A 23087-nucleotide genomic window follows, 5' to 3' on the forward strand; every position below is an offset into this window, starting at 1 on the left:
AAGTGCAGGATTCTATTTTTTTCAAGTATTTATTTCAAGCAAAGTATTGACATTAAAAGTTGGTAGTACCATAATATTGTATACACAAGAGAAGACTTAATATGAAAAACTGGAGGATTGTATGAAATTTCTTAGACAATTTATGATTATTTTGCTTCTCTCTTTTTTGGGAGAAGTGCTTAAGATGTTCATACCATTGCCAATACCGGCAAGTGTGTATGGACTTGTGTTGATGCTTGTATGTTTGATGACTGGCGTTTTAAAAACAAGTCAGGTCAAGGATGCAGCTTTTTTTCTGATTGAAATTATGCCGGTCATGTTTATCCCAGCAGCGGCTGGTCTGATTGATTCATGGGGAGTTTTAAGACCCTTGATAGTACCAATCATGATCATTACGGTAGTGATCACGGTATTTGTTATGGCAGTTACAGGAAGAGTTGCACAAATGATAGCACAAAAGAGAGGAATCAAAAATGAATGAAGTGTTCAGACAATCAATGTTTGTAGGAGTAACGATCAGTTTGATCGCATATGAGATTGGATTATTTTTAAAGAAGAAATTTGGCTTGGCAGTTTTGAATCCATTGCTTGTATCTATTATTATTGTGATCATTGCATTAAAAGGATTAGGAATCAGCTATGAAGTATACAATGCAAGTGCAAAGTACATATCTTATCTGCTGACACCGGCAACAGTGTGCCTGGCAGTTCCATTATATGAACAGCTTGAACTATTAAAGAAAAATATGGTTGCAGTTGTATGTGGAATTTTATCTGGAACATTGGCAAGTTTGTTTGGGATTTTTGTTCTTTGTATGTTGTTTGGATTTAATCATCAACAGTATGTAACAATGCTTCCGAAATCGATTACAACAGCAATCGGAATTGGTTTGTCAGAAGAACTTGGAGGAATTGTAACGATTACTGTTGCAGTGATCATTATCACAGGAATTCTTGGAAATGTGATCGCAGATACAGTATTTCGTATCTTTAAAATAAAAAATCCGTTGGCTAAAGGACTTGCGCTTGGAACGGCATCCCATGCGATCGGAACGGCAAGAGCAATTGAAATGGGTCCGGTAGAGGGTGCGATGAGTAGTCTGGCAGTGGCAGTAGCAGGACTTTTGACCGTTGTATTTATATCAGGATTTGCTCAGTTTATTTAACCAAGAGGAGGAAAAAAATCATGGCAGATGAAAAAATGATCATTACGATCGGAAGAGAACATGGAACAATGGGAGAAAAGATTGCAGAGAAAATTCGAAGAAAATTTGATCTTCCGTTATATGACAAAGCTCATCTTCTAAGAGCTGTAGAAGGTAGTGATGAATATGATGAATTAAATGCGTTCTTTAATGATCGGAAAGTAAATAGTCTATTATATGCGATCGCAATGAGTGAAAGCGTAAGATCAAATGATGTGCCATTTGGAATCATAAAAAATATCGTAGGAGATACAGGTGGAATTGTGATGGATAGTTGTGGGAATTATCTGTTTAGAGATCGTCCGAATACTGTGAGAATTTTTCTACATGCGAAGAAAGAAATCCGTGTAAATAATCTGATGAAAAATCTTGGGATTACGAAAGAACAGGCACAAAAAGAAATTGAAACAGAAGATTCTAAGCGATATGAGTTTCACAAATATTATACAGACGAGATATGGGGCGCATCTAAGGGATATGAGCTATGTTTGGATGAAGGGATTCTTGGAATTGATGGATGTGTGGAGATGATTCTTGATTATTTAAAAATAAGAAAATTAATTTAAAAAAAGTATTGACATTTTAAAAATAATCCGTATAATAAATAGAGGTGGTTGCAACAGACCACCTCGAATATATCTGGCTCCATGGTCAAGCGGTTAAGACGCGACCCTCTCAAGGTCGAATCACGAGTTCGATTCTCGTTGGAGTCATAAGCCTTAAGCACGATTGTGTTTAAGGCTTTTCTTTTTTAGAACAAAGGAATGACTTGACAAAAAAATATCAATATGGTAGTCTACAAATAGAGTGAATCTGAAATGATCGGGTCCACAAAGGGGCACACCACCTTGGGTGTGAAGCTTCTTCGTGGACCCCTTTTTTTATGCCTTTAAAAGAAAGCAGGAAGAAGGAGGAAGCAGATGCGTTTAAATGGCGAGATAAAAGCATTAAAAGAACCAGTTGCACTATCTGATTTTTTAACACAGGAAGGATTTTCGGATAAGAGAATTGCAGTGGAAAAAAATGGGGAGATTGTTCCGAAAGGAGAATACTCCAATGTAATTCTAAGTGACAGTGATACATTAGAGGTTGTAGCATTTGTTGGAGGTGGATGATCAGAAGATAACAGAAAGCAAAAAAGGCAATAAATTATACATATATAAAGGAGAATAACATGAAACAGGACAAGTTAATCATCGGTGGACATGAGTTTGACTCAAGATTTATCTTAGGATCAGGAAAATATTCCTTAGATCTGATCAATGCAGCAGTGCAGAATGCAGGAGCACAGATCATTACGCTGGCACTTCGAAGAACAAACACAAATGATACAGCCAATATTCTTGACTATATTCCAGAAGGTGTCACACTTCTTCCAAATACATCTGGGGCAAGAAATGCAGAAGAAGCAGTTCGTATCGCAAGACTTGCAAGAGAAGTTGGATGTGGAGATTTTATTAAGATCGAAGTGATTCATGACTCCAAATATCTGCTTCCAGATAACTATGAAACGATCAAAGCGACAGAAATCCTTGCCAAAGAAGGATTTGTTGTTATGCCATATATGTATCCAGACTTAAATGCAGCCAGAGATCTTGTAAATGCTGGGGCAGCTGCAGTTATGCCTCTTGGGTCTCCAATTGGATCTAACAAAGGAATCTGTACGAAAGACTTTATCCAGATTTTGATCGATGAGATTGATCTTCCGATCATTGTAGATGCAGGAATCGGAAAACCATCACAGGCATGTGAGGCAATGGAAATGGGAGCAGATGCTGTTATGGTAAATACAGCAATTGCAACAGCAGGAGATATTCCAGCTATGGCAGAAGCATTTAAAAATGCAATCGAAGCAGGAAGAAGTGCGTATCTTGCAGGACTTGGAAGAGTCATTGAAAAAGGTTCTAGTGCATCATCACCATTAACAGGATTTTTGGAGGATTAATCATGAGTGTAAGAATTGATGAAAATACAGATCATATGAAATATACCGATGACATGGAAGCAATTGATTCTGATATCATGGACCGTGTCATTGCGGAGATGAACAGTTACGACGCAGATATTTATACTGCAGAAGATGTGAAGGAAGCATTGGCAGCCGAAACTTGTTCTGTTGATAATTTTAAAGCATTATTATCACCAGCAGCACTACCGTTCTTAGAGGAGATCGCACAGAAAGCACAGAAAGAGACAAGAAAACATTTTGGAAATTCTGTAGCAATCTTTACTCCATTATATATAGCAAACTACTGTGAAAATTATTGTGTTTATTGTGGATTTAACTGTCACAATAAGATCAAACGTGCACAGCTTAATTATGAAGAGATTGAAAAAGAAATGCAGGCGATCGCAGCGACAGGACTGGAAGAAGTTCTGATCTTAACAGGAGAAAGTCCTAACAAATCAAGTGTGGAATATATCGGAGAAGCATGTAAGATCGCGAAGAAATATTTTAAACTGATCGGTCTTGAAGTATATCCAATGGATTCTAAAGATTATGCATATCTGCATGAATGTGGGGCAGATTTTGTTACAGTCTTCCAGGAAACATATAATTCAGACAAATATAAGACACTGCATTTGGGTGGAAGAAAGAGAATCTTCCCATACCGTCTCAATGCTCAGGAACGCGCGATCATGGGTGGAATGAGAGGTGTCGGATTTGCTGCTCTCTTAGGATTGGATGATTTTAGAAAAGATGCACTGGCAACAGGAATGCATGCATATCTTTTACAGAAAAAATATCCACATGCAGAAATCGCATTTTCATGTCCTAGATTACGTCCGATCATTAATAACGATAAGATCAATCCAAAAGATGTTCATGAACCACAGCTTCTACAGATCATTTGTGCATATCGAATCTTTATGCCATTTGCAAGTATTACGATCTCAACACGTGAATGTGAAAGATTCCGTGACAACATCATTCAGATCGCAGCGACAAAGATTTCAGCAGGAGTAAATGTTGGAATCGGAGGACACAGTCAGGAAGAAGAAAAAGGTGATGAGCAGTTTGAGATCAGTGACGGAAGATCAGTCGATGAAATTTATCATATGATAGAGGACAATGGTATGCAGCCGGTTATGACAGATTATATTTACGTATAAAGATTTTCGTGTTACGATAAAGAAAAAACAGATGAGGTGACTGAAAATGGAATATCAAGGAATTATTTTTGATTTCAACGGAACATTATTTTTTGATAATGATAAACATGTGAAAGCGTGGAATGAGATTTCTAAGATCTTACGTGGAAAAGAAATCACATTGGAAGAACTTCACACGAAATTAAACGGAACACCGAATATACAAAATATTTTATATTTTACAGATGGAAAAGCAACAAAAGAAGATCAGAAAAAATATTCTCAAAAAAAAGAAGAATATTATCGCAAATTCTGCAAAGAAGATAAAGACAGTTTTCATCTGGTCGATGGTGTATGTGAATTCTTTGATTATTTAAAAGAAAAAGGTATTCCATTTACGATCGCGAGTGCTTCAATTAAAGAAAATATTGATTTCTTTATCGAATCATTTGGACTAGATCGCTGGATCAAGCCGGAAGATATCATTTATGATGATGGAACTTATGAAAATAAGATCGCAATGTTTCACAAGGCAGCGGATGTGATCGGTGTCGATATGAAAGATATCAGAATTTATGAAGATTCTAATTCAGGACTTAAAAATGCATATGATGCCGGATGCAGACAGATTGTTGCAATCTGTGACAAAGAAAAGGAAGAAGAATTCTTAAAACGTCCGGGAGTGATAAAGACAATGCAAGATTTTTCTTTCGCAAAAGAATTGTAATACAAATTTAAAATTGATTTTAGGGAGTTTCATAGACGAAACTCCCTTTTTGTGATAAGATAAATTGAATATACCTTAACTACTATAGTAAGGAAAGGTATAACCTTTTGAAATATAAAAATAAAGATATAAAGGAGAGTTCGATGATCAATCAGTTAGTAAACAATATTAAGAAATTAGATGCACCTATTGTTGTTGGATTAGATCCAATGCTTGATTATGTACCAGAGTATATCAAGAAAGCAGCATTTGCTGAGTATGGGGAGACTTTAGAAGGAGCGGCAGAAGCAATCTGGCAGTATAACAAAGGAATTATTGATGCTACATATGATCTGATTCCAGCAGTGAAACCACAGATCGCTATGTATGAACAGTTTGGAGTTCCAGGACTTGTTGCATTTAACAAGACTTGTGAATATGCAAAGAGCAAAGGTCTTGTGATCATCGGAGATATCAAACGTGGAGATATTGGATCAACATCCAAGGCATATGCGGTTGGACATGTAGGAAAGGTTGCAGTTGGAAGCAAGACATATAGTGGATTCTGTGAAGATTTCGTAACAGTCAATCCATATCTTGGAAGTGATGGAATCCGTCCATTTATGGAAGTATGCAAGGAAGAGAAAAAAGGAATGTTTATCTTAGTTAAGACGTCTAACCCATCCAGTGGAGAATTTCAGGATCAGCAGATCGATGGTAAACCATTATATGAGATGGTAGCAGAGAAAGTCGCTGCTTGGGGAGATGAACTTATGGGAGACTCTTACAGCTATGTCGGAGCTGTTGTTGGAGCAACATATCCTAAGATGGGAGAAGTCTTAAGAAAGATCATGCCAAAATCATACATTTTAGTTCCAGGATACGGAGCACAGGGTGGTCAGGCAAAAGATCTTGCACCATTCTTTAACGAAGATGGATTAGGTGCGATCATCAACTCTTCCAGAGGAATCATCTGTGCATATAAGCAGGATGCATATAGTCAGTTTGGAGAAGAAAATTACGCCGATGCATCAAGACAGGCTGTGCTTGATATGAAAGAAGATTTAAAACAGGCTTGGGTAAAATAAATAATTTCCCAATTATTTTGTGAGAAATTTTGTAAGGAAAGAAAACATCCAGATAAAGGAGAATTACAAGATGAGTAAGAAACAGGTAATGGCAGAGATCATTCGTCATACATCTTTATCAGACGGAATCTTTGATATGACATTGAAAGCAGAAGAGATTGCAAAAGAAGCGAAAGCAGGACAGTTCATTTCTGTTTATTTAAATAATAAAAGCAAGATTCTTCCAAGACCGATCAGTATCTGTGGGATTGATAAAGAAGCAGGAACTTTAAGGATCGTATACCGTACAGTTGGAGACGGAACCAAAGAGCTATCCGATTATAAAGAAGGCGAAACAGTGAAAATTTTAGGGCCTTTAGGAAATGGATTTACACAGAAAGATAAAAAAGCGATCTTGATCGGTGGAGGAATCGGAATTCCTCCAATGCTAGAGTTGATGAAACAGTTAGATTGTGAGAAGACAGCGGTCTTAGGATATCGTGACAGCGATATGTTTTTAAAAGACGAATTTGAGGCAGTTGGAGATGTCGTGATTTCCACAGAAGATGGATCTTATGGAACAAAAGGAAATGTTATCGATGCGATCAAAGAGCAGGGTGTCGAAGGAAGCATCATCTATGCATGCGGACCAACACCAATGCTTCGTGGAATCAAGGCATATGCCGAAGAAATGGGAATCGAAGCACAGATTTCCATGGAAGAGAGAATGGCGTGTGGAATCGGTGCATGCTTAGCATGTGTGTGTAAGTCAAAAGACGTAGACTCTCATTCACATGTTCATAATAAACGTGTCTGCAAAGATGGACCAGTATTTGATGCCAGGGAGGTGGAACTATAATGAATTTATCAGTTGATATTGCCGGAGTAACAATGAAGAACCCTGTCACAACTGGATCAGGAACTTTTGGTTCAGGTGAAGAATTCAGCGAATTTGTGGACCTTTCTAAATTAGGGGCAGTAACAACAAAGGGAGTTGCCAATGTCCCATGGCCAGGAAATCCAACACCAAGAGTGGCAGAAGTTTATGGTGGAATGTTAAATGCGATCGGGCTTCAGAATCCTGGAATCGATGTATTTGTAGAACGTGATGTCCCATATCTTAAGAAAGCAGGAGCAACGATCATAGTCAATGTTTGTGGAAAGTCAGAGAAAGATTATGTGGAAGTTGTAGAAAGACTTTCTGATGAACCGGTAGATCTGTTAGAGATCAATGTTTCCTGTCCGAATGTTAAAGAAGGCGGGATTGCTTTTGGACAGGATCCAAAAGCTTTATATGAGATTACAAAGGCGGTAAAAGCAAAGGCAAAACAGCCGATCATTATGAAGTTAAGTCCGAATGTCACAGATATCACAGAGATGGCAAAGGCAGCGGTTGATGCTGGAAGTGATGCACTTTCACTGATCAATACATTAACAGGAATGAAGATCGATATTGAAAGACGCGATTTTGTTTTGGCCAACAAAACTGGTGGAATGTCAGGACCAGCGATCAAGCCAGTTGCTGTCCGTATGGTATATCAGGTTGCGAATGCAGTAGACGTACCGATCATTGGTATGGGTGGAATCGCAACAGCTGAGGATGCATTGGAATTTATCATGGCTGGTGCCACAGCAGTATCTGTAGGAACTGCAAACTTTATCAATCCAGCAACGACACTTGAAGTTGTTGACGGAATTAAAGCTTATATGGAAAGACATCAGATCAATGATATCAATGAATTGATCGGATGTGTCAAATAGATAAATAAAGGAGGATGAGGGTGTGAATATTTTATTTTTCCTGACTCCGAAAAGCGAGGTTGCATATATTCCTGCCAATGAAAGTTTGAGGCAGGCATTTGAAAAACTAAAATATCACGGATATTCGGCGGTGCCGACATTAACCGATGATGGGAAATATGCAGGAACGATCACAGAAGGTGATGTATTACGTGCCATGGAATCTATGTGTCACTGGAATATATCAGAAGCTGAGAAAATCAAACTTCCAGATGTAAAAAGAAAGAGAAACATTCAGGCAGTGACGATCAGCACAGATATGGATGATCTTGTCGATGTAATCACAGACCAGAATTTTGTTCCGGTTATCGATGATCAGGAGAAATTTATTGGAATCGTGACAAGAAAAGATGTGATCCGTTTTTATTACGATGAATACAGAAAACAAGTAAAGAATTAAAAGATATGGAGGTTTCGATAGAAGATGGAACAGTACAAGAAAGAATTTATTGAATTTATGGTAGAAAGTGATGTATTAAAATTTGGAGAATTTACACTAAAGAGTGGAAGAAAATCTCCATTTTTTATGAATGCAGGAGCTTATGTAACAGGTTCTCAGTTAAAGAGACTTGGGGAATATTATGCAAAAGCAATTCATAGTACATATGGAGATGACTTTGATGTATTATTTGGACCTGCATACAAAGGAATTCCATTAGGAGTTGTCACTGCGATTGCATACAGTGAATTATATGGAAAAGAAGTACGTTACTGCTCTGATCGTAAAGAAGTAAAAGATCACGGAGCAGACAAGGGAAGTTTCCTTGGAAGTGAATTAAAAGATGGTGATCGTGTGATCATGATCGAAGACGTTACAACATCAGGAAAATCTATGGAAGAAACAGTTCCAAAAGTAAAAGGAGCTGCAGATGTTGAAATCGTTGGATTAATGGTATCCTTAAATCGAATGGAAATCGGAAAAGGCGGAGAAAAATGCGCACTTGATGAAATAAAAGAATTATATGGATTTGATACAGCAGCGATCGTTGATATGGATGAAGTTGTAGAATGTTTATATAACAAAGAGTGTAAAGGAAAAGTTGTGATTGATGATACATTAAAAGCAGCAATTGACGCATACTATGAACAGTATGGCGCAAAACATTAAGGATGGTTCTTGTGACGGTTGAGAAAAAGAAGTTGGCCAGACGAGGAGTAAAAATATTATTTTATCTTTATATTGTAGTTATATTTTATTTTGTATTATTAAGTGAACGATATGGGAGGAGTACAGGATATGACACCTCCCACGTAAACTTAGTGTTGTTTAAGGAAATCAATCGGTTTTGGAGATATAGACATTTGTTATCTACTGAAGCAGTTGTAACGAATCTGTTTGGAAATATTTTTGCATTTAGTCCATTTGGATTTATGATACCAATTGTGATCAATAAGAAGAAAGCTTTTTTTCGTGCAGTATTTGCAACATTTTTCTTCAGTTTATTGATCGAAACAAGCCAGCTGATCATGAAAGTAGGGGTTTTTGATGTCGATGATCTATTAATGAATACGATTGGAGGACTGATCGGGTACATTGGGTATAGGATCATGGTTGCAATATATGATGTATATGACAGAAAGAGGGCGGCAAAATGAAGAGAAACAGAAGAAAAACATTTGCGTATCGTCCATCTGACAGAATTGTTTCGCGGGAATCTATCATTTCCGTGGTTTTAGGAGCAGCAGGAATTTTGGGATATTACCTGCTGCTTTTAGGTTCTGTAAAAACAGGTGGAACAAGTGGAGTATTAAGCGGAGCAATCGGATGGATTCTGACAGCACTAGCAGCACTGGGATTGTATCTTGGAGTGCGTAGCATGGAAAACACAGCGGCAGTAATGAAATGGAAGATCATAGGCTTGGTATGCAATGGAATCGTACTAGCAGTTTCTATCATTGTTTTTGTGATCGGACTTATCACAATGATCTGACAAAATGAAAGGAAGAAAGAACTTGAATACGATGTTATCAGAAAGACATGAATTAAATAAGATCGCATTATCAGAATTAAAGAAAGATGTAGAAAAGACAAGACAGTTTTCTTCATATTTTTCCAAGATGGCAGATCTATTATTATTTTTAAATGAGATTTATGATACAAAAGAAAAATCTTTAGAGCAGTTGAAACAGTGGAATAAGATTTGGTATGAAGAAGTTTCACCAGAGAAATATGTAGATAGTTTGGGAAATCCAGCATTTTGTGTACAGGAATACGGAAAAGATTATGGACAGATTTTTTCATTTTTATATACAGAGATGCGGAGTGGATTTATTTATGCTATTGAGGGAAGACTGTTTGATCTAGTGATCAACAATGAATTATTTTTGGAAATCAGTAATTTGTTTCTGGCAGGGGAAGAACATCCACAGCAGATCAAAAATATTATTTTTGATCATATGAGAGATTACAGTGAAGATGTTTATGAGTACAGAGTGAGAGAACAATTAGATCCAGAATTGAATTTTGCAACAAAGATCGTGATGGAATCAGATTTAAGCAATCCAGATATTTTATATCAGTATGGAGAGTATATTTCTAAGAATGAAATTGATATGTTGAAGTTTTTAAATAAACTGCCAAGGGAAGAAATTACAGCAATGGCAAAGACATATGTGGATGGATTTCATGAAGGATTTATCGTTAATAATATTGATATGAGTCAAAAAAGAAGTGTAAATATCCGTTATACGATCGGGTTTGAACCAGTTGTAAGAGAAGCAGTTCGATTATTCGCAGAGATCGGCCTTGCACCGATCATATATCGCTGTGGTAAATCTGTTCTTACACGGGGATTGAATAAGATTGGTTATATTTCATCATCTCCAAACCCACAGTATGAATATGATCATAGATATGATCAGGCAGTTTTCTTTGATAATCGATTTATGAAACATAAGTTAGAATGTTATCACAATGCGTATGAACGTTACAAAGAAGAAGCTTATGTGTTCGCAGGACCAGCCTGCATGGAAACATTTGGTGAAACACCATTTTTACCTGAGAATAAAGAAGAAAATTTAAAATTAACCAAGAAACAGCAGGAGCTTTCTGTAGAATTCCAGATCAAAGCATCCGAGATCATGAACCAGTATATCAAACCAGAACAGAGAAGTTTTACGATCATAGCATATCCGATTCCAGAGATTGGAGATAGGTTTGAAGAGATTTTTCGTGAAGTGGTAAAAGTAAATACACTGGATAAAGATAAATACAGAAAGATTCAGCAACATTTGATCGACACGCTGGATCAGGCGGTAGAAGTCCACATCAAAGGTAAGGGAGAAAATAAAACAGACCTTTATGTGGCAATGCATGAAATGGGTAATCCATCCAAAGAGACAAATTTTGAAAATTGCCTTGCAGATGTGAACATTCCAGTTGGAGAGGTATTTACATCGCCGAAATTAACAGGAACCAATGGCGTATTGCATGTTGGAGAAGTTTATTTAAATGACCTTAAATTTGTGGATCTTGAAATTACTTTTAAAGACGGAATGATTTCTGAATACACTTGCAAAAATTTTGAGACAGAAAAAGAAAATAAAGCATTTATTAAAGAAAATCTGTTATATAACAGAGATACGCTTCCAATGGGTGAGTTTGCGATTGGAACGAATACAACAGCCTATGTGATGGCAAAGAAATATGATATTTTATATCAACTTCCGATTCTGATCGTTGAGAAGATGGGACCTCATTTTGCAGTAGGAGATACATGTTATAGTCATTGTGAAGAGACAGAAGTCCACAATCCAGATGGAAAAGAAATTGTTGCAAAGTATAATGAATGCTCCAAAGAAGGAGAGTATTTTCAGTGTCATACAGATATCACGATTCCATATGAAGAATTGGATTCGATCTGTGCGATCACTCTTGGAGGGGATGAAATTTTACTTATAAAAGATGGTAAATTTGTGCTTTTTGGTACAGAAACATTAAATGAACCATTGACGGAGATCGACTAAATCAGTACAATGATAAGAAAGATAAATTCCTGTAAGGGTAATATTATTGTTAATTTCATAAGATAAGGAGAAAGAAACATGGCAAAAGTAGCAATTGTAATGGGCAGCGATTCTGATATGCCTATCATGAAAAAAGCAGCAGAGTTTTTAGATCAGATGGGAATTGATTTTGAAATGACGATCATTTCCGCCCACAGAGAACCTGATATTTTCTTTGAGTGGGCCAAAGGTGCCAAAGATCGTGGAGTGAAAGTAATCATTGCAGGTGCTGGAAAAGCAGCACATCTTCCAGGAATGTGTGCAGCTCTGTTTCCAATGCCAGTTATCGGCATCCCAATGAAGACATCTGATCTTGGTGGTGTTGATTCTTTATATTCTATCGTACAGATGCCATCTGGAATTCCAGTAGCAACCGTAGCGATCAATGGTGGACTGAATGCAGGAATTCTTGCAGCAAAGATCCTTGCAACATCCGATGAAGCACTGCTTGAGAAATTAGAAGCTTACAGCGAAGAGATGAAACAGTCAGTTGTAGCTAAAGCAGAGAAGCTTGATAAAGTTGGATATAAAGACTATGAGTAATAATTGTCACAGTATAATGAAATTGATCAACATTTTAAATAATCAGGAGGATAAGTAACAATGGATTACAAGAAAGCAGGCGTAGATATCGAAGCAGGATACAAATCTGTAGAACTGATGAAAGAACATGTAAAGAGAACCATGAGAGAAGAAGTACTTGGTGGACTTGGAGGATTTTCTGGGGCATTTTCACTAAAGAAGATCAAAGACATGGATGATCCAGTCTTACTATCAGGTACAGACGGATGTGGAACAAAAGTGAAACTTGCAATGATCCTTGATAAACATGACACGATCGGTATTGATGCTGTTGCCATGTGTGTGAATGATATCGCATGTGCTGGTGGAGAACCACTGTTCTTCTTAGACTATATTGCCTGCGGTAAGAACTATCCAGAGAAGATCGCTGAGATCGTAAGCGGTGTAGTAGAAGGATGCGTACAGTCTGATGCAGCCCTAATTGGCGGAGAAACAGCTGAACATCCGGGACTTATGCCAGAAGAAGATTACGATCTTGCAGGATTTGCAGTTGGTGTATGTGACAGAAAAGATCTGATTACAGGAGAGAACTTAAAAGATGGAGATGTTTTGATCGGTATGGCATCTACAGGAGTTCACAGCAACGGATTTTCATTAGTAAGAAAAGTATTTGACATGAGCAAAGAATCCCTAAATACATATTATGATGAATTAGGAAAAACATTAGGGGAAGCGTTACTTGCCCCAACAAGAATTTATGTAAAAGCATTAAAGAGCGTGAAAAATGCTGGTGTTACAATCAAAGCATGCAGCCATATCACAGGTGGTGGATTCTATGAGAACATCCCACGTATGCTTCCAGAAGGAATGAGAGCAGTTGTTAAAAAAGACAGCTATGAAGTACCAGCAATCTTTAAACTTCTTGCCAAAGAAGGAGATATTGCAGAAGAGATGATGTATAATACATTCAACATGGGACTTGGAATGGTTGTTGCCATTGATAAAGAAGATGTTGATAAGACAATGGAAGCAATCAAAGCAGCAGGAGATACACCATATATCGTAGGTCATATGGAAGCAGGAGAAAAAGGAGTTACTTTATGCTAAAAGTGGCAGTGCTTGTCTCTGGAGGAGGAACAAACCTTCAGGCTATCATTGACGGAATCGAGAATGGAAGTATTACAAATGCCAAGATTGATGTTGTGATCAGCAATAATAAGAATGCATATGCCTTGGAGCGTGCCAAGAAACACGATATTAAAGCAGTTGCACTTTCTCCAAAAGATTTTGAGACAAGAGATTTATTTAACGAAGCATTATATAATGAACTGGTAAACCGTAAGATCGATCTGATCGTTCTTGCGGGATGTCTGGTTGTGATTCCAGAGAAGATCATTCATGAATTTGAAAACAGAATCATTAATATCCACCCATCACTGATTCCATCATTTTGTGGAACAGGATATTATGGACTGAAAGTTCATGAGAAAGCTCTGGCAAGAGGTGTTAAAGTATCTGGTGCCACCGTTCATTTTGTTGATGAAGGAACAGATACAGGTCCGATCATCGCCCAGAAAGCAGTAGAGATCAAACAGGGAGACACTCCAGAAGTTCTTCAGCGTAGAATCATGGAACAGGCAGAATGGATCATTATGCCAAAAGCTATCGATGATATCGCCAATGGAAGAATCAAAGTCGAAGACGGAAAAGTTATTTATCTATAAATCATTCAGATCACGAAAGAAAGGAAATGAAAGATGAAAGTTTTAATCGTAGGAAGTGGTGGAAGAGAACACGCGATCGCATGGTCTGTTGCCAAAAGCCCAAAAGTAGACAAGATTTTTTGTGCACCAGGAAACGCCGGAATTGCTGAATTCGCAGAATGTGTGAATATCGGGGCAATGGAATTCGATAAACTGGTTGCATTTGCAAAAGAAAATGCAATCGACCTTACAATCATTGGAATGGATGATCCATTAGTTGGTGGTGTTGTTGATGCATTTGAAGCAGAAGGACTTCGTGTCTTTGGCCCTAGAAAGAATGCAGCGATCATCGAAGGTTCCAAAGCATTTTCCAAAGATCTGATGAAGAAATATAATATTCCAACAGCAGCATATGAGAACTTTACAGATCCAGATGAAGCAATCAAATATTTAGAGACAGTTAAAATGCCAATCGTATTAAAGGCGGATGGATTAGCTCTTGGGAAAGGAGTACTGATCTGTAATACATTAGAAGAAGCCAAAGAAGGTGTCAAGACATTAATGCTTGACAAGCAGTTTGGTGATGCTGGAAATGAGATTGTGATCGAAGAATTTATGACAGGAAGAGAAGTATCTGTTCTTGCGTTTTGTGACGGAAAAACGATCAAGTGCATGACATCTGCGCAGGATCATAAACGTGCTAAAGACGGAGATCAGGGACTTAACACAGGTGGTATGGGAACATTCTCACCAAGTCCATTCTATAACGATGAAGTAGAAGCTTTCTGTGAAAAATACGTTTACCAGCCAACGATTGATGCGATGGCAGTAGAAGGAAGACCATTTACAGGAATCTTATTTACAGGATTGATGCTCACAGAAGATGGACCAAAAGTCTTAGAATACAATGCACGTTTCGGAGATCCAGAAGCACAGGTAGTTCTTCCAAGAATGAAGAATGATATCATTGATGTGATGGAAGCATGTATCGATGGAAAATTATCTGATGTAGAATTAGAATTTGAAGATAATGCAGCAGTATGTGTTGTCTTAGCATCTGATGGATATCCAGAAAAATACGATAAAGGATTCGAGATCAAAGGATTAGACACATTTAAAGACAAAGACGGATACTATGTATTCCATGCGGGAACAAAGTTTGATGGTGATAAGATCGTGACAAACGGAGGACGTGTTTTAGGTGTTGTAGCCAAAGGAGAAGATCTGAAAGCTGCCAGAGCAAATGCTTACAAAGCAACAGAATGGATTGACTTTGCAAACAAATATAAGAGAAATGATATCGGTAAAGCAATCGATGAAGCATAAAAAGATAAAGAAAAAGGATGGCGTCGGCCATCCTTTTTTACATTGTAATAATACCAAATGCATTTGCAACAGAACTGATCAAAATGATTGCTGCAAAAAACGGACAAAGATATTTGATCATAAAGCAGAAGATCTTCTTACGACGAAATGGCTGTCCATCCTTTGTGATCTCTTTTTCTAATTTATCAACTCCAACGACTTTGGATACCAGAAGGCATGTTGCGATCGCTGCGATTGGCATCATCACAGAATTTGTCATGAAATCAAAGAAATCAAGAAACTGCATTCCAAGAATCTTAAAATCCACAAGTGGACCATATCCAAGACAGGAAAGAGTTCCAAGAAGAATCATGATCACACCCATAAAAACAGTCGATTTTCTACGGCTCCAGTGCAATTCATCTTCGAATGTTGAAACAGCACTTTCTGTCAGTGCAATAGAACTTGTCACAGCTGCGAACAGTACTAATAAGAAAAATACAATACCGATCGCAGTTCCAAATCCCATGTTTGCGAAAACTTTCGGGATTGTGATAAACATCAGTGCAGGACCAGATTTTAAAGTTGCTGCATCACCTCCAGAGAAAGCAAAAACAGCAGGAATGATCATAAGTCCAGCCATGATCGCAATGGCAGTATCAAAAATCTCAACATTTTCTGTTGATTTCTCAATGGAAGTGTCTTTTTTCATATAAGAACCAAACGTGATCAGAATTCCCATAGCGATTGATAAAGAATAAAACATCTGTCCCATGGCAGATACCACCGTCATCCATGAAAAATGCTCAAAGTTCGGTACAAGAAAATATTTAACACCTTCTATGGCACCGGGTCTTGTTACGGAATAAACTGCGATGATCAATGATAAAACGATTAGGATTGGCATCATGAATTTGGAAACGCGTTCGATTCCATTGCGGACACCAGCATAAATAATTCCAAGAGTAAATAATGTAAAGATCAAAAAGCAGATTTCGGTGGAAATCCCATTGGAAATAAAACTTGTGAAATAAGTATCACCAGCTAAAGCTTTGCTATGTCCAGAAAAATACTCGATCAGGTATTTGATGACCCATCCGCCAATGACAGAATAATAAGGAACAATAAGGATTGGAATGATCGCATTGATCCATCCGCCAAGGGATATAAAACGGGATTTTCCAAAGTTTCCAAATGCTCCAACAGGACTTTTCCTTGTCATACGTCCAAGAGAAGTCTCCGCCATGATCAAAGTGTAACCGAAGGTTAATGCCAGTATGATATAAATAAGTAAAAAGATTCCGCCACCATACTTTGCAGCAAGATATGGAAATCTCCAGATATTTCCAAGTCCTACGGAAGCACCAGCGGCCGATAAGACAAAGCCAAGCTTTCCGGAGAAAGTGCTTCTTTTGTGTTTGTTCATTATAAATTATCTCCTTTAAATAATGTTTGCATACGCATTGAGCGTATCTGAATCAGTTTAACACAGCAACAGGAAAAAAGTAAAGAAACTTATAAAAAATCTTGTGAAAAATATTGCACATGTATGCCGTAGAAAGACAAATGTTTTTGTATAATATGCCGAAAGTGTCAGATTATTAAAAAAATACTTGCAAATATCAGAATCATCATATAAAGTAAATATTGCGGATAAGAAAAATAAACATAGATATTTCTTTCTGATGAACAAAAAGAAAGAAACTCTGGAGAGTCTCATAAGTGAGCGCCGAAGGTGTACAGTTTTCAAATAGGGAACTAATCTCTCAGGCAAAAGGACAGAGCTTTATAAGCAATGTATTCGATACTCTTTAGAGCTGATTTTATCAGCTCTTTTTTGTATATTCAGATATACAAAAATCAAGCTGTTCAAGGTTACATTCGCAAAGATTTACTTTTGGAGGAATGAAAAATGTTAAACACGCTAAACGATGTATTAAACAACGTTGACAATTTTATCTGGGGTATGCCACTGATCATTTTGATCCTTTTTACAGGTATCTTATTGACAGTCAGACTTCGAGGATTGCAGGTTAGACATCTTGGGAAGGCACTTCATTATGTATTTCATAATGAAGATGATGGTGAAGGAGAAGTTACGAGTTTTGGAGCATTATGTACAGCGCTTTCAGCAACGATCGGAACTGGTAATATCGTAGGATGTGCAACAGCAATCGTCGCAGGTGGACCAGGAGCGTTATTCTGGATGTGGCTGGCAGCATTTTTTGGAATGGCAACAAAATATGCTGAAGGAATGTTAGCAGTCAAATACAGAGTGATCGCAGAAGATGGTCACGCACTGGGTGGTCCGTTCTATTACATTGAAAAAGGAATGGGTAAAAACTTTAAATGGCTTGCAAAATTATTCTGTATTTTTGGAACCATGGTAGGTTTATTCGGAATCGGAACATTTACACAGGTGAACGGAATCACATCAGCAGTGAATAACTTCTTTGATTCATCCAATGTACATACGATCAGCTTATTTGGAATGAACTATTCTATCAGTGTTGTTGTAGCTGGAATTATCGTAACAGTCTGTGTAGGACTTGTTATTATTGGAGGAATCAAGAGAATTTCTAAAGTATCAGAAATCATTGTACCATTTATGGCTGTGACATATATCGGTGTTTGTCTGCTTATTGTGCTGACACATTTACCACAGGTGCCAGTAGCATTTGGTCAGATCATACAGTCAGCATTTGGATTAAAGGCAGCAGCAGGTGGAGCAATCGGAGCTATGACAGTTGCAATGCAGAAAGGTATTGCACGAGGAATCTTCTCTAATGAAGCAGGACTTGGATCAGCACCGATCGCAGCGGCAGCAGCACAGACAAATGAACCAGTACGTCAGGGTCTTGTTTCTATGACAGGAACATTTATTGACACAATTATCGTATGTACAATGACAGGACTTGCAATCGTTATGACAGGTGCATGGGATATGGGACTTGAAGGCGTCGCAGTTACAACTAAAGCATTTGCATTAGGACTTCCATTTCCAGCCAAAGTATCAGCATTTATATTAATGATGTGTCTGGTGTTCTTTGCATTTACTACAATTCTTGGATGGGCATACTATAGCGAAAGGTGCTTAGAATATCTGGTAAATGGAAAGAAATTCGTGATCACAGTATTCAAATGGTTGTATATTTTGGCAGTATTTATCGGACCATTTATGACTGTCAGTGCAGTATGGACGATTGCGGATATTTGTAATGGTTTAATGGCATTCCCGAACCTTGTAGCATTGCTTGCGTTAAATGGAGAAGTTGTATCTGAGACAAGAGGATATCTTGAAAGAATTGGCATCATGAAGACAGCAGTCGACGAAGCATAAAGAAAATATTACTTTACTTTAGCACTCTGATATAGTATAGTGGAACTATAAGATCAGAAAGGGAGTAAGTGCTAATGAGCAAGAAAATCAAGACAGAAGCGGCAAAAAGATTATTTCAGGCAGTACTGACATTAGAAACAGAAGAAGAATGTTTTACATTTTTCGAAGATCTTTGTACGGTAAATGAATTAGAATCGTTAGCTCAGAGATTTGAAGTGGCATCTATGTTATATGATAAGCATACATACTTAGAAGTTGCAGATAAGACAGGTGCTTCCACGGCAACCATCAGCCGAGTGAATCGTTCACTGAATTATGGGAGTGATGGCTATGATATGGTATTTAAACGAATGAAGAAATAGGCAGATGCCTATTTCTTCTTTTTTGCTTTTTTATCTTTTTTTTCTGATTGTACAGGCTGGTATAATTGGTCGATCATTTTCTCAATCATCTGTTTTCGCAAATAGATATCATAACCGAGCAAAGTAATAAAAGCAAATTGCTGAAGTTTTTCTTTCTCATTAGAATCTTCAAGATCAGAGAAGGTATTAGCTGCTTTATTAAAAGCTTCGGTGATAGATTTTTTGATCGAACTGTTATGATTATGTTCCAGATGGAAAATTTCATCATAAATCTGATAAAAAGAAGGTTTCATATCACTGTCTTCAAAATGTTCATTCAAAGGATCCAAAAGGTTCTTGATATCAGAAATTGATAAAAAGTTCTTCAAATAATAAATATAAATCAAAAGAATCATATGATTTCTTGAGTATTTCTTCTTATTAGAAGGTGGAAGAAGATGATTCTTTGTATAGTTATTGATCATGGTTTTTGTAAAGATCTTATCTTCTTCAAAACGTTTTGTATTCTTTAATTGTTCTTCCAAAAAAGTGGTGACCTGATCCATATACAATTCGATGTTTGGAAGGTCTTCTGGAAGCACATAATCAAGTTTCATCCATTCTTCGAGTTGTTTTTCAAATTCCATAATGATTTCTCCTTATCTTATGACTATATTATACGGTTATTTAAACCAGATGACAAGAGAAAATGCATAGTCCATCGGACTGGACTCGCTTCGCTCGATAAGGTATAATATCTCTTACAGTTTTAAGGAAAGGAATTTATTTATGGGAATTTATGATACATTGAATGAACAGCAGCAGGAAGCCGTATTTTGTACGGAGGGACCGCTTTTGCTTCTTGCTGGTGCGGGGTCTGGGAAGACTCGTGTTTTGACGCATAGAATTGCTTATCTGATGGATCAGGGCGTGAATCCTTATCATATCATGGCGATTACGTTTACAAATAAAGCAGCGAAGGAAATGAGGGAGAGGGTGGATGACCTAGTTGGATATGGAGCGGAACATATCTGGGTCAGTACTTTTCATTCTACTTGTGTAAGAATATTAAGACGTCATATCGATAAGCTTGGTTATGGAAATAGCTTTACGATTTACGATGCAGACGATCAGAAATCTCTGATCAAACAGATCTGTAAGCAGTATAAGATCGATACAAAGATGATGCCGGAAAGAAAGATCATTAATGAGATTTCTTCTGCCAAAGATGAATTTATGACACCTTCTGAGTATGAGACAAGACATCAGTATGATTTTAAGAAGAAAAAGATTGCACAGATTTATAAAGAATATCAAAGACAGTTAAAAGCAAACAATGCACTGGATTTTGATGATCTGATCTTTAAGACCGTGGAACTATTCCAGTTCCATCCAGAAGTGCTTGATTATTATCAGGAGAGATTCCGTTATATTATGGTTGATGAGTATCAGGATACAAATACGATTCAGTTTCAGTTAGTCAGTATGCTTGCAAGAAAATATCACAATCTCTGTGTTGTAGGTGATGATGATCAGTCCATTTACAAATTCAGAGGTGCCAATGTAAAGAATATCTTAAATTTTGAAAATGTATTTCCGGAAGCAGTAACAATAAAACTGGAGCAAAATTATCGTTCAACAAAGAATATCTTAAATGCGGCCAATGAAGTGATCAAACATAATAAAGGAAGAAAAGCAAAGAAGCTTTGGACAGAAAATGAAGAGGGGGATTTGATCGAATTTCATCAGTATGGAACAGAATATGAAGAAGCACGACAGATCATTGACAAAATAGAAGCTTTATCAAATGAAGGTTATGATTATAAAAATATGGCGATTCTTTACCGCACAAACGCACAGTCTCGTGTATTTGAAGAAAGTTTTATGATCAAGAATATTCCATATCGTATTGTTGGTGGTACAAACTTCTATCAGAGAAAAGAAGTCAAAGATATTTTAAGTTACTTAAAAGTAGTTGATAATGGTCTGGATGATCTGGCAGTGCGAAGAATCATCAATGTTCCAAGACGAGGAATTGGAGCGGCAACGATTGAAAAGATCAATGTCTATGCTGTAGAACATAATATCAGTTTCTTAGATGCATGTTTTTCGGCAGACCATATTGAAACTCTTGGAAATGCAAAGAAGAAGATTAATGGGTTTGCAGATTTGATCCGGGATTTCCGCCGCAAGATGGAAGAAGGCTCTCTGGAAGAGTTATTTAAATATATCACAGAAGAAACGGGCTATATTGCAGATTTGAAGGCGGAAGAAACAGAAGAAGCAGAAGGTAGAATTGAAAATATCAACGAACTTTTAAATAAAGTGGTAACGTATGAACAAGAGGCAGAAGAAGCAAGTTTATCAGAATTATTAGAAGAAATTGCATTAGTTGCAGATATTGATAATCTGGAAGACTCTGATAACAGAGTTGTTTTAATGACACTACATAGTGCAAAAGGTCTGGAATTTCCATATGTATTTATTTGTGGAATGGAAGATGGAATCTTCCCAAGTTATATGACAGTCATGTCTGAAAATGACGATGACATGGAAGAAGAACGACGTTTATGTTATGTAGGAATCACGAGAGCAAAGAAGAAACTTTATTTGAGTGCGGCAAAACGCAGAATGATGCAGGGAAGAACGCAGTTTAATAAGGTTTCAAGATTTATTGATGAGATCCCTGAACAGTTATTACAGTTAGATAAAGGAATCAATCTAAAAGAAAAACGTCCAGATAAAGCATTATTTTCAGCAAATCGTGGACATAAATTTAGAAAACCATATCAGGCAAAATCATTTACTTCGACCAAAATGGATACTTTATCTTATAGTGTCGGAGATATGGTAAAACATATAAAATTTGGAAAAGGGAAAGTGCTGGAAATCGTACCAGGAGGACGTGATTATGAGGTAACTGTCGACTTTGAGAAAGTTGGCGTGAAAAAAATGTTCGCTTCCTTTGCAAAGTTAAAAAAAGTCGAATAAAATGAATGAAAAAGTTAGTAAAATATAGTCAGAAGTGATATAATAAAGAAAACACACAAGAAAGGAAGGAAACGGCATGGAAAAATTAAGCGATCTTTTAGAAATGGCAAAAGTTTCAGACATCATTACAAAGAAAGAAAAAGAAGATAACAAAATCGTCTGGGCATTAGCAATTATCGGAGCTATTGCAGCAGTTGCAGGAATCGCATTTGCGGTATACAAATACCTGGCACCAGATTATATGGATGATTTTGATGAAGATTTTGATGAAGACTTTGATGATGATTTTGATGATGATTTCTTCGATGATGAAGATGATACGGATGTGAAAGAAGAAGATATCGAGGAAGTAGAGTAAGATTTCCTTTCTAAAGGCGAATATCTGATCACAGATAAGAACTGAAATTTTTGAAGAACACCTGATTTTTGGGTGTTCTTTTTTTGATACAATTTGTGATAAAGATGATACAAAATGTAAAACAGGTTAGAAATATAACATCAAAAAGTAAAAAAATATAGGACGAAAAACCGCATAAACAGGAGGCTTGCGAGAAAATATAAAGAAAAAATAAAAAAAACTTGAAAAAAGTTGTTGACATTTATGAAGTGATTCTATATAATAAATCTTGCTGTTGAGGAAATAACAAAACAGACAAGCACTTACGGGGTGTGGCTCAGCTTGGCTAGAGCGCTTGATTTGGGATCAAGAGGTCGCAGGTTCGAATCCTGTCACCCCGACTATAAGCGGGTGTAGTTCAATGGTAGAACTCCAGCCTTCCAAGCTGATCACGTGGGTTCGATTCCCATCACCCGCTTTTATGAGTCTGTAGCTCAGTTGGATAGAGCAACGGCCTTCTAAGCCGTGGGTCGGGGGTTCGAATCCCTTCAGGCTCGTTTTATTATTTGTTGTTTGAATGAGCAGCAAGAATATATGGTGGGTATAGCGCAGCTGGTTAGCGCGCCAGATTGTGGCTCTGGAGGCCGTGGGTTCGAATCCCATTACCCACCC

25 protein-coding genes, 5 tRNA genes and 1 riboswitch are annotated in these 23087 nt (G+C 37.3%); of the genes, 28 read left to right on the top strand and 2 right to left on the bottom strand.

Features of this window, described 5'->3' with window-relative positions; all coding sequences use genetic code 11:
- Positions 1-121: 121 nt before the first annotated feature.
- From OCV53_RS07300 to purD, 20 genes are all read left to right on the top strand, one after another.
- Entirely contained in the window at positions 122-481 is a 360-nt protein-coding gene (locus tag OCV53_RS07300) for a CidA/LrgA family protein (RefSeq protein ID WP_022375386.1), read from the top strand.
- A complete protein-coding gene (locus OCV53_RS07305; RefSeq protein WP_022375385.1) occupies positions 474-1166 on the top strand; it encodes an LrgB family protein in 693 nt (230 codons plus the stop codon). Before OCV53_RS07300 ends, OCV53_RS07305 begins: the two co-directional genes overlap by 8 nt.
- A 20-nt stretch (positions 1167-1186) precedes the next feature.
- Positions 1187-1771 carry a cytidylate kinase-like family protein gene (locus OCV53_RS07310; protein WP_055197405.1) on the top strand — a complete coding sequence of 195 codons (585 nt, stop codon included), beginning with the start codon at positions 1187-1189 and terminating at the stop codon, positions 1769-1771.
- 75 nt (positions 1772-1846) lie between these two features.
- Positions 1847-1918: transfer RNA gene (locus OCV53_RS07315), tRNA-Glu, on the top strand.
- A gap of 207 nt (positions 1919-2125) precedes the next feature.
- Positions 2126-2320, top strand: a complete 195-nt coding sequence (gene thiS, locus OCV53_RS07320) for a sulfur carrier protein ThiS (protein ID WP_022375383.1) — start codon at positions 2126-2128, stop codon at positions 2318-2320.
- Between the two features lie 59 nt (positions 2321-2379).
- Entirely contained in the window at positions 2380-3150 is a 771-nt protein-coding gene (locus OCV53_RS07325; RefSeq protein WP_055197406.1) for a thiazole synthase, read from the top strand.
- 2 nt (positions 3151-3152) lie between these two features.
- On the top strand, positions 3153-4319 hold the full coding sequence (thiH, locus tag OCV53_RS07330; RefSeq protein WP_055197408.1) for a 2-iminoacetate synthase ThiH: 1167 nt from the start codon (positions 3153-3155) through the stop codon (positions 4317-4319).
- 46 nt (positions 4320-4365) lie between these two features.
- Positions 4366-5025, top strand: a complete 660-nt coding sequence (locus OCV53_RS07335; RefSeq protein WP_022374239.1) for an HAD family hydrolase — start codon at positions 4366-4368, stop codon at positions 5023-5025.
- Positions 5026-5168: 143 nt separating this feature from the next.
- A complete protein-coding gene (gene pyrF / locus OCV53_RS07340; protein ID WP_055197410.1) occupies positions 5169-6092 on the top strand; it encodes an orotidine-5'-phosphate decarboxylase in 924 nt (307 codons plus the stop codon).
- Between the two features lie 70 nt (positions 6093-6162).
- Positions 6163-6930: a dihydroorotate dehydrogenase electron transfer subunit gene (locus tag OCV53_RS07345; protein WP_055197412.1), complete on the top strand. Its 768-nt coding sequence runs from the start codon at positions 6163-6165 to the stop codon at positions 6928-6930.
- Positions 6930-7832 (top strand): dihydroorotate dehydrogenase, encoded by a 903-nt coding sequence (locus OCV53_RS07350; RefSeq protein ID WP_022375656.1) that lies wholly within the window; start codon positions 6930-6932, stop codon positions 7830-7832. Before OCV53_RS07345 ends, OCV53_RS07350 begins: the two co-directional genes overlap by 1 nt.
- Positions 7833-7854: 22 nt before the next feature.
- Positions 7855-8271: a CBS domain-containing protein gene (locus OCV53_RS07355; protein ID WP_022375657.1), complete on the top strand. Its 417-nt coding sequence runs from the start codon at positions 7855-7857 to the stop codon at positions 8269-8271.
- A gap of 24 nt (positions 8272-8295) precedes the next feature.
- On the top strand, positions 8296-8979 hold the full coding sequence (pyrE, locus tag OCV53_RS07360; protein ID WP_055197414.1) for an orotate phosphoribosyltransferase: 684 nt from the start codon (positions 8296-8298) through the stop codon (positions 8977-8979).
- A 2-nt stretch (positions 8980-8981) separates the two neighbouring features.
- A complete protein-coding gene (locus OCV53_RS07365) occupies positions 8982-9467 on the top strand; it encodes a VanZ family protein (RefSeq protein WP_055197416.1) in 486 nt (161 codons plus the stop codon).
- Entirely contained in the window at positions 9464-9802 is a 339-nt protein-coding gene (locus tag OCV53_RS07370) for a hypothetical protein (protein ID WP_055197419.1), read from the top strand. The genes OCV53_RS07365 and OCV53_RS07370 overlap by 4 nt, the downstream gene beginning before the upstream one ends.
- 31 nt (positions 9803-9833) lie before the next feature.
- Positions 9834-11837: an aminopeptidase gene (locus OCV53_RS07375; protein ID WP_055197533.1), complete on the top strand. Its 2004-nt coding sequence runs from the start codon at positions 9834-9836 to the stop codon at positions 11835-11837.
- A gap of 78 nt (positions 11838-11915) precedes the next feature.
- The gene (gene purE, locus OCV53_RS07380; protein ID WP_055197421.1) at positions 11916-12419 is read left to right on the top strand and encodes a 5-(carboxyamino)imidazole ribonucleotide mutase; all 504 of its coding nucleotides are present in this window, start codon (positions 11916-11918) and stop codon (positions 12417-12419) included.
- 60 nt (positions 12420-12479) lie between these two features.
- Positions 12480-13505, top strand: coding sequence for a phosphoribosylformylglycinamidine cyclo-ligase (gene purM / locus OCV53_RS07385; RefSeq protein WP_055197423.1), 1026 nt, complete (start codon positions 12480-12482; stop codon positions 13503-13505).
- Entirely contained in the window at positions 13499-14122 is a 624-nt protein-coding gene (gene purN, locus OCV53_RS07390; RefSeq protein ID WP_055197425.1) for a phosphoribosylglycinamide formyltransferase, read from the top strand. The genes purM and purN overlap by 7 nt, the downstream gene beginning before the upstream one ends.
- Positions 14123-14155: 33 nt before the next feature.
- Positions 14156-15427, top strand: coding sequence for a phosphoribosylamine--glycine ligase (gene purD, locus OCV53_RS07395; protein ID WP_055197427.1), 1272 nt, complete (start codon positions 14156-14158; stop codon positions 15425-15427).
- Between the two features lie 37 nt (positions 15428-15464).
- Here purD and OCV53_RS07400 read toward each other — a convergent pair whose 3' ends face one another.
- A complete protein-coding gene (locus OCV53_RS07400; RefSeq protein WP_055197430.1) occupies positions 15465-16832 on the bottom strand; it encodes a sodium-dependent transporter in 1368 nt (455 codons plus the stop codon).
- A gap of 270 nt (positions 16833-17102) precedes the next feature.
- Positions 17103-17198, top strand: a riboswitch (glycine riboswitch).
- Positions 17199-17318: 120 nt separating this feature from the next.
- Here OCV53_RS07400 and OCV53_RS07405 point away from each other — a divergent pair.
- Both OCV53_RS07405 and OCV53_RS07410 read left to right on the top strand, forming a co-directional pair.
- Positions 17319-18746 (top strand): alanine/glycine:cation symporter family protein, encoded by a 1428-nt coding sequence (locus tag OCV53_RS07405; RefSeq protein WP_055197433.1) that lies wholly within the window; start codon positions 17319-17321, stop codon positions 18744-18746.
- A 74-nt stretch (positions 18747-18820) separates the two neighbouring features.
- A complete protein-coding gene (locus OCV53_RS07410; protein ID WP_015530549.1) occupies positions 18821-19108 on the top strand; it encodes a YerC/YecD family TrpR-related protein in 288 nt (95 codons plus the stop codon).
- A gap of 8 nt (positions 19109-19116) precedes the next feature.
- On the opposite strand, the gene OCV53_RS07415 is transcribed toward OCV53_RS07410, so the two are convergent.
- Positions 19117-19734 carry a DUF1836 domain-containing protein gene (locus OCV53_RS07415; protein ID WP_022375668.1) on the bottom strand — a complete coding sequence of 206 codons (618 nt, stop codon included), beginning with the start codon at positions 19732-19734 and terminating at the stop codon, positions 19117-19119.
- Positions 19735-19876: 142 nt separating this feature from the next.
- Between OCV53_RS07415 and pcrA the strand changes: the two genes are divergently transcribed.
- The 6 genes from pcrA to OCV53_RS07445 all read left to right on the top strand — a co-directional run bounded on the left by pcrA (position 19877) and on the right by OCV53_RS07445 (position 23086).
- A complete protein-coding gene (gene pcrA / locus OCV53_RS07420) occupies positions 19877-22078 on the top strand; it encodes a DNA helicase PcrA (RefSeq protein WP_055197435.1) in 2202 nt (733 codons plus the stop codon).
- A 76-nt stretch (positions 22079-22154) separates the two neighbouring features.
- The gene (locus OCV53_RS07425) at positions 22155-22436 is read left to right on the top strand and encodes a hypothetical protein (RefSeq protein WP_055197437.1); all 282 of its coding nucleotides are present in this window, start codon (positions 22155-22157) and stop codon (positions 22434-22436) included.
- 305 nt (positions 22437-22741) lie between these two features.
- Positions 22742-22816: transfer RNA gene (locus OCV53_RS07430), tRNA-Pro, on the top strand.
- Positions 22817-22822: 6 nt separating this feature from the next.
- Positions 22823-22893: transfer RNA gene (locus tag OCV53_RS07435), tRNA-Gly, on the top strand.
- Between the two features lie 5 nt (positions 22894-22898).
- Positions 22899-22972 (top strand) — tRNA-Arg (locus OCV53_RS07440).
- 40 nt (positions 22973-23012) lie between these two features.
- A tRNA-His gene (locus OCV53_RS07445) sits at positions 23013-23086 on the top strand.
- Position 23087: the final 1 nt, after the last annotated feature.

Source organism: Anaerostipes amylophilus (genome assembly GCF_025567365.1).
Taxonomy (GTDB): Bacteria; Bacillota; Clostridia; order Lachnospirales; family Lachnospiraceae; genus Anaerostipes; species Anaerostipes amylophilus.

Coding starts and splice junctions, on each gene's coding strand:
- OCV53_RS07300 (WP_022375386.1), top strand. CDS start 122: ATGAAATTTCTTAGACAATTTATGATTATTTTGCTTCTCTCTTTTTTG.
- OCV53_RS07305 (WP_022375385.1), top strand. CDS start 474: ATGAATGAAGTGTTCAGACAATCAATGTTTGTAGGAGTAACGATCAGT.
- OCV53_RS07310 (WP_055197405.1), top strand. CDS start 1,187: ATGGCAGATGAAAAAATGATCATTACGATCGGAAGAGAACATGGAACA.
- thiS (WP_022375383.1), top strand. CDS start 2,126: ATGCGTTTAAATGGCGAGATAAAAGCATTAAAAGAACCAGTTGCACTA.
- OCV53_RS07325 (WP_055197406.1), top strand. CDS start 2,380: ATGAAACAGGACAAGTTAATCATCGGTGGACATGAGTTTGACTCAAGA.
- thiH (WP_055197408.1), top strand. CDS start 3,153: ATGAGTGTAAGAATTGATGAAAATACAGATCATATGAAATATACCGAT.
- OCV53_RS07335 (WP_022374239.1), top strand. CDS start 4,366: ATGGAATATCAAGGAATTATTTTTGATTTCAACGGAACATTATTTTTT.
- pyrF (WP_055197410.1), top strand. CDS start 5,169: ATGATCAATCAGTTAGTAAACAATATTAAGAAATTAGATGCACCTATT.
- OCV53_RS07345 (WP_055197412.1), top strand. CDS start 6,163: ATGAGTAAGAAACAGGTAATGGCAGAGATCATTCGTCATACATCTTTA.
- OCV53_RS07350 (WP_022375656.1), top strand. CDS start 6,930: ATGAATTTATCAGTTGATATTGCCGGAGTAACAATGAAGAACCCTGTC.
- pyrE (WP_055197414.1), top strand. CDS start 8,296: ATGGAACAGTACAAGAAAGAATTTATTGAATTTATGGTAGAAAGTGAT.
- OCV53_RS07365 (WP_055197416.1), top strand. CDS start 8,982: ATGGTTCTTGTGACGGTTGAGAAAAAGAAGTTGGCCAGACGAGGAGTA.
- OCV53_RS07370 (WP_055197419.1), top strand. CDS start 9,464: ATGAAGAGAAACAGAAGAAAAACATTTGCGTATCGTCCATCTGACAGA.
- OCV53_RS07375 (WP_055197533.1), top strand. CDS start 9,834: ATGTTATCAGAAAGACATGAATTAAATAAGATCGCATTATCAGAATTA.
- purE (WP_055197421.1), top strand. CDS start 11,916: ATGGCAAAAGTAGCAATTGTAATGGGCAGCGATTCTGATATGCCTATC.
- purM (WP_055197423.1), top strand. CDS start 12,480: ATGGATTACAAGAAAGCAGGCGTAGATATCGAAGCAGGATACAAATCT.
- purN (WP_055197425.1), top strand. CDS start 13,499: ATGCTAAAAGTGGCAGTGCTTGTCTCTGGAGGAGGAACAAACCTTCAG.
- purD (WP_055197427.1), top strand. CDS start 14,156: ATGAAAGTTTTAATCGTAGGAAGTGGTGGAAGAGAACACGCGATCGCA.
- OCV53_RS07400 (WP_055197430.1), bottom strand. CDS start 16,832: ATGAACAAACACAAAAGAAGCACTTTCTCCGGAAAGCTTGGCTTTGTC.
- OCV53_RS07405 (WP_055197433.1), top strand. CDS start 17,319: ATGTTAAACACGCTAAACGATGTATTAAACAACGTTGACAATTTTATC.
- OCV53_RS07410 (WP_015530549.1), top strand. CDS start 18,821: ATGAGCAAGAAAATCAAGACAGAAGCGGCAAAAAGATTATTTCAGGCA.
- OCV53_RS07415 (WP_022375668.1), bottom strand. CDS start 19,734: ATGGAATTTGAAAAACAACTCGAAGAATGGATGAAACTTGATTATGTG.
- pcrA (WP_055197435.1), top strand. CDS start 19,877: ATGGGAATTTATGATACATTGAATGAACAGCAGCAGGAAGCCGTATTT.
- OCV53_RS07425 (WP_055197437.1), top strand. CDS start 22,155: ATGGAAAAATTAAGCGATCTTTTAGAAATGGCAAAAGTTTCAGACATC.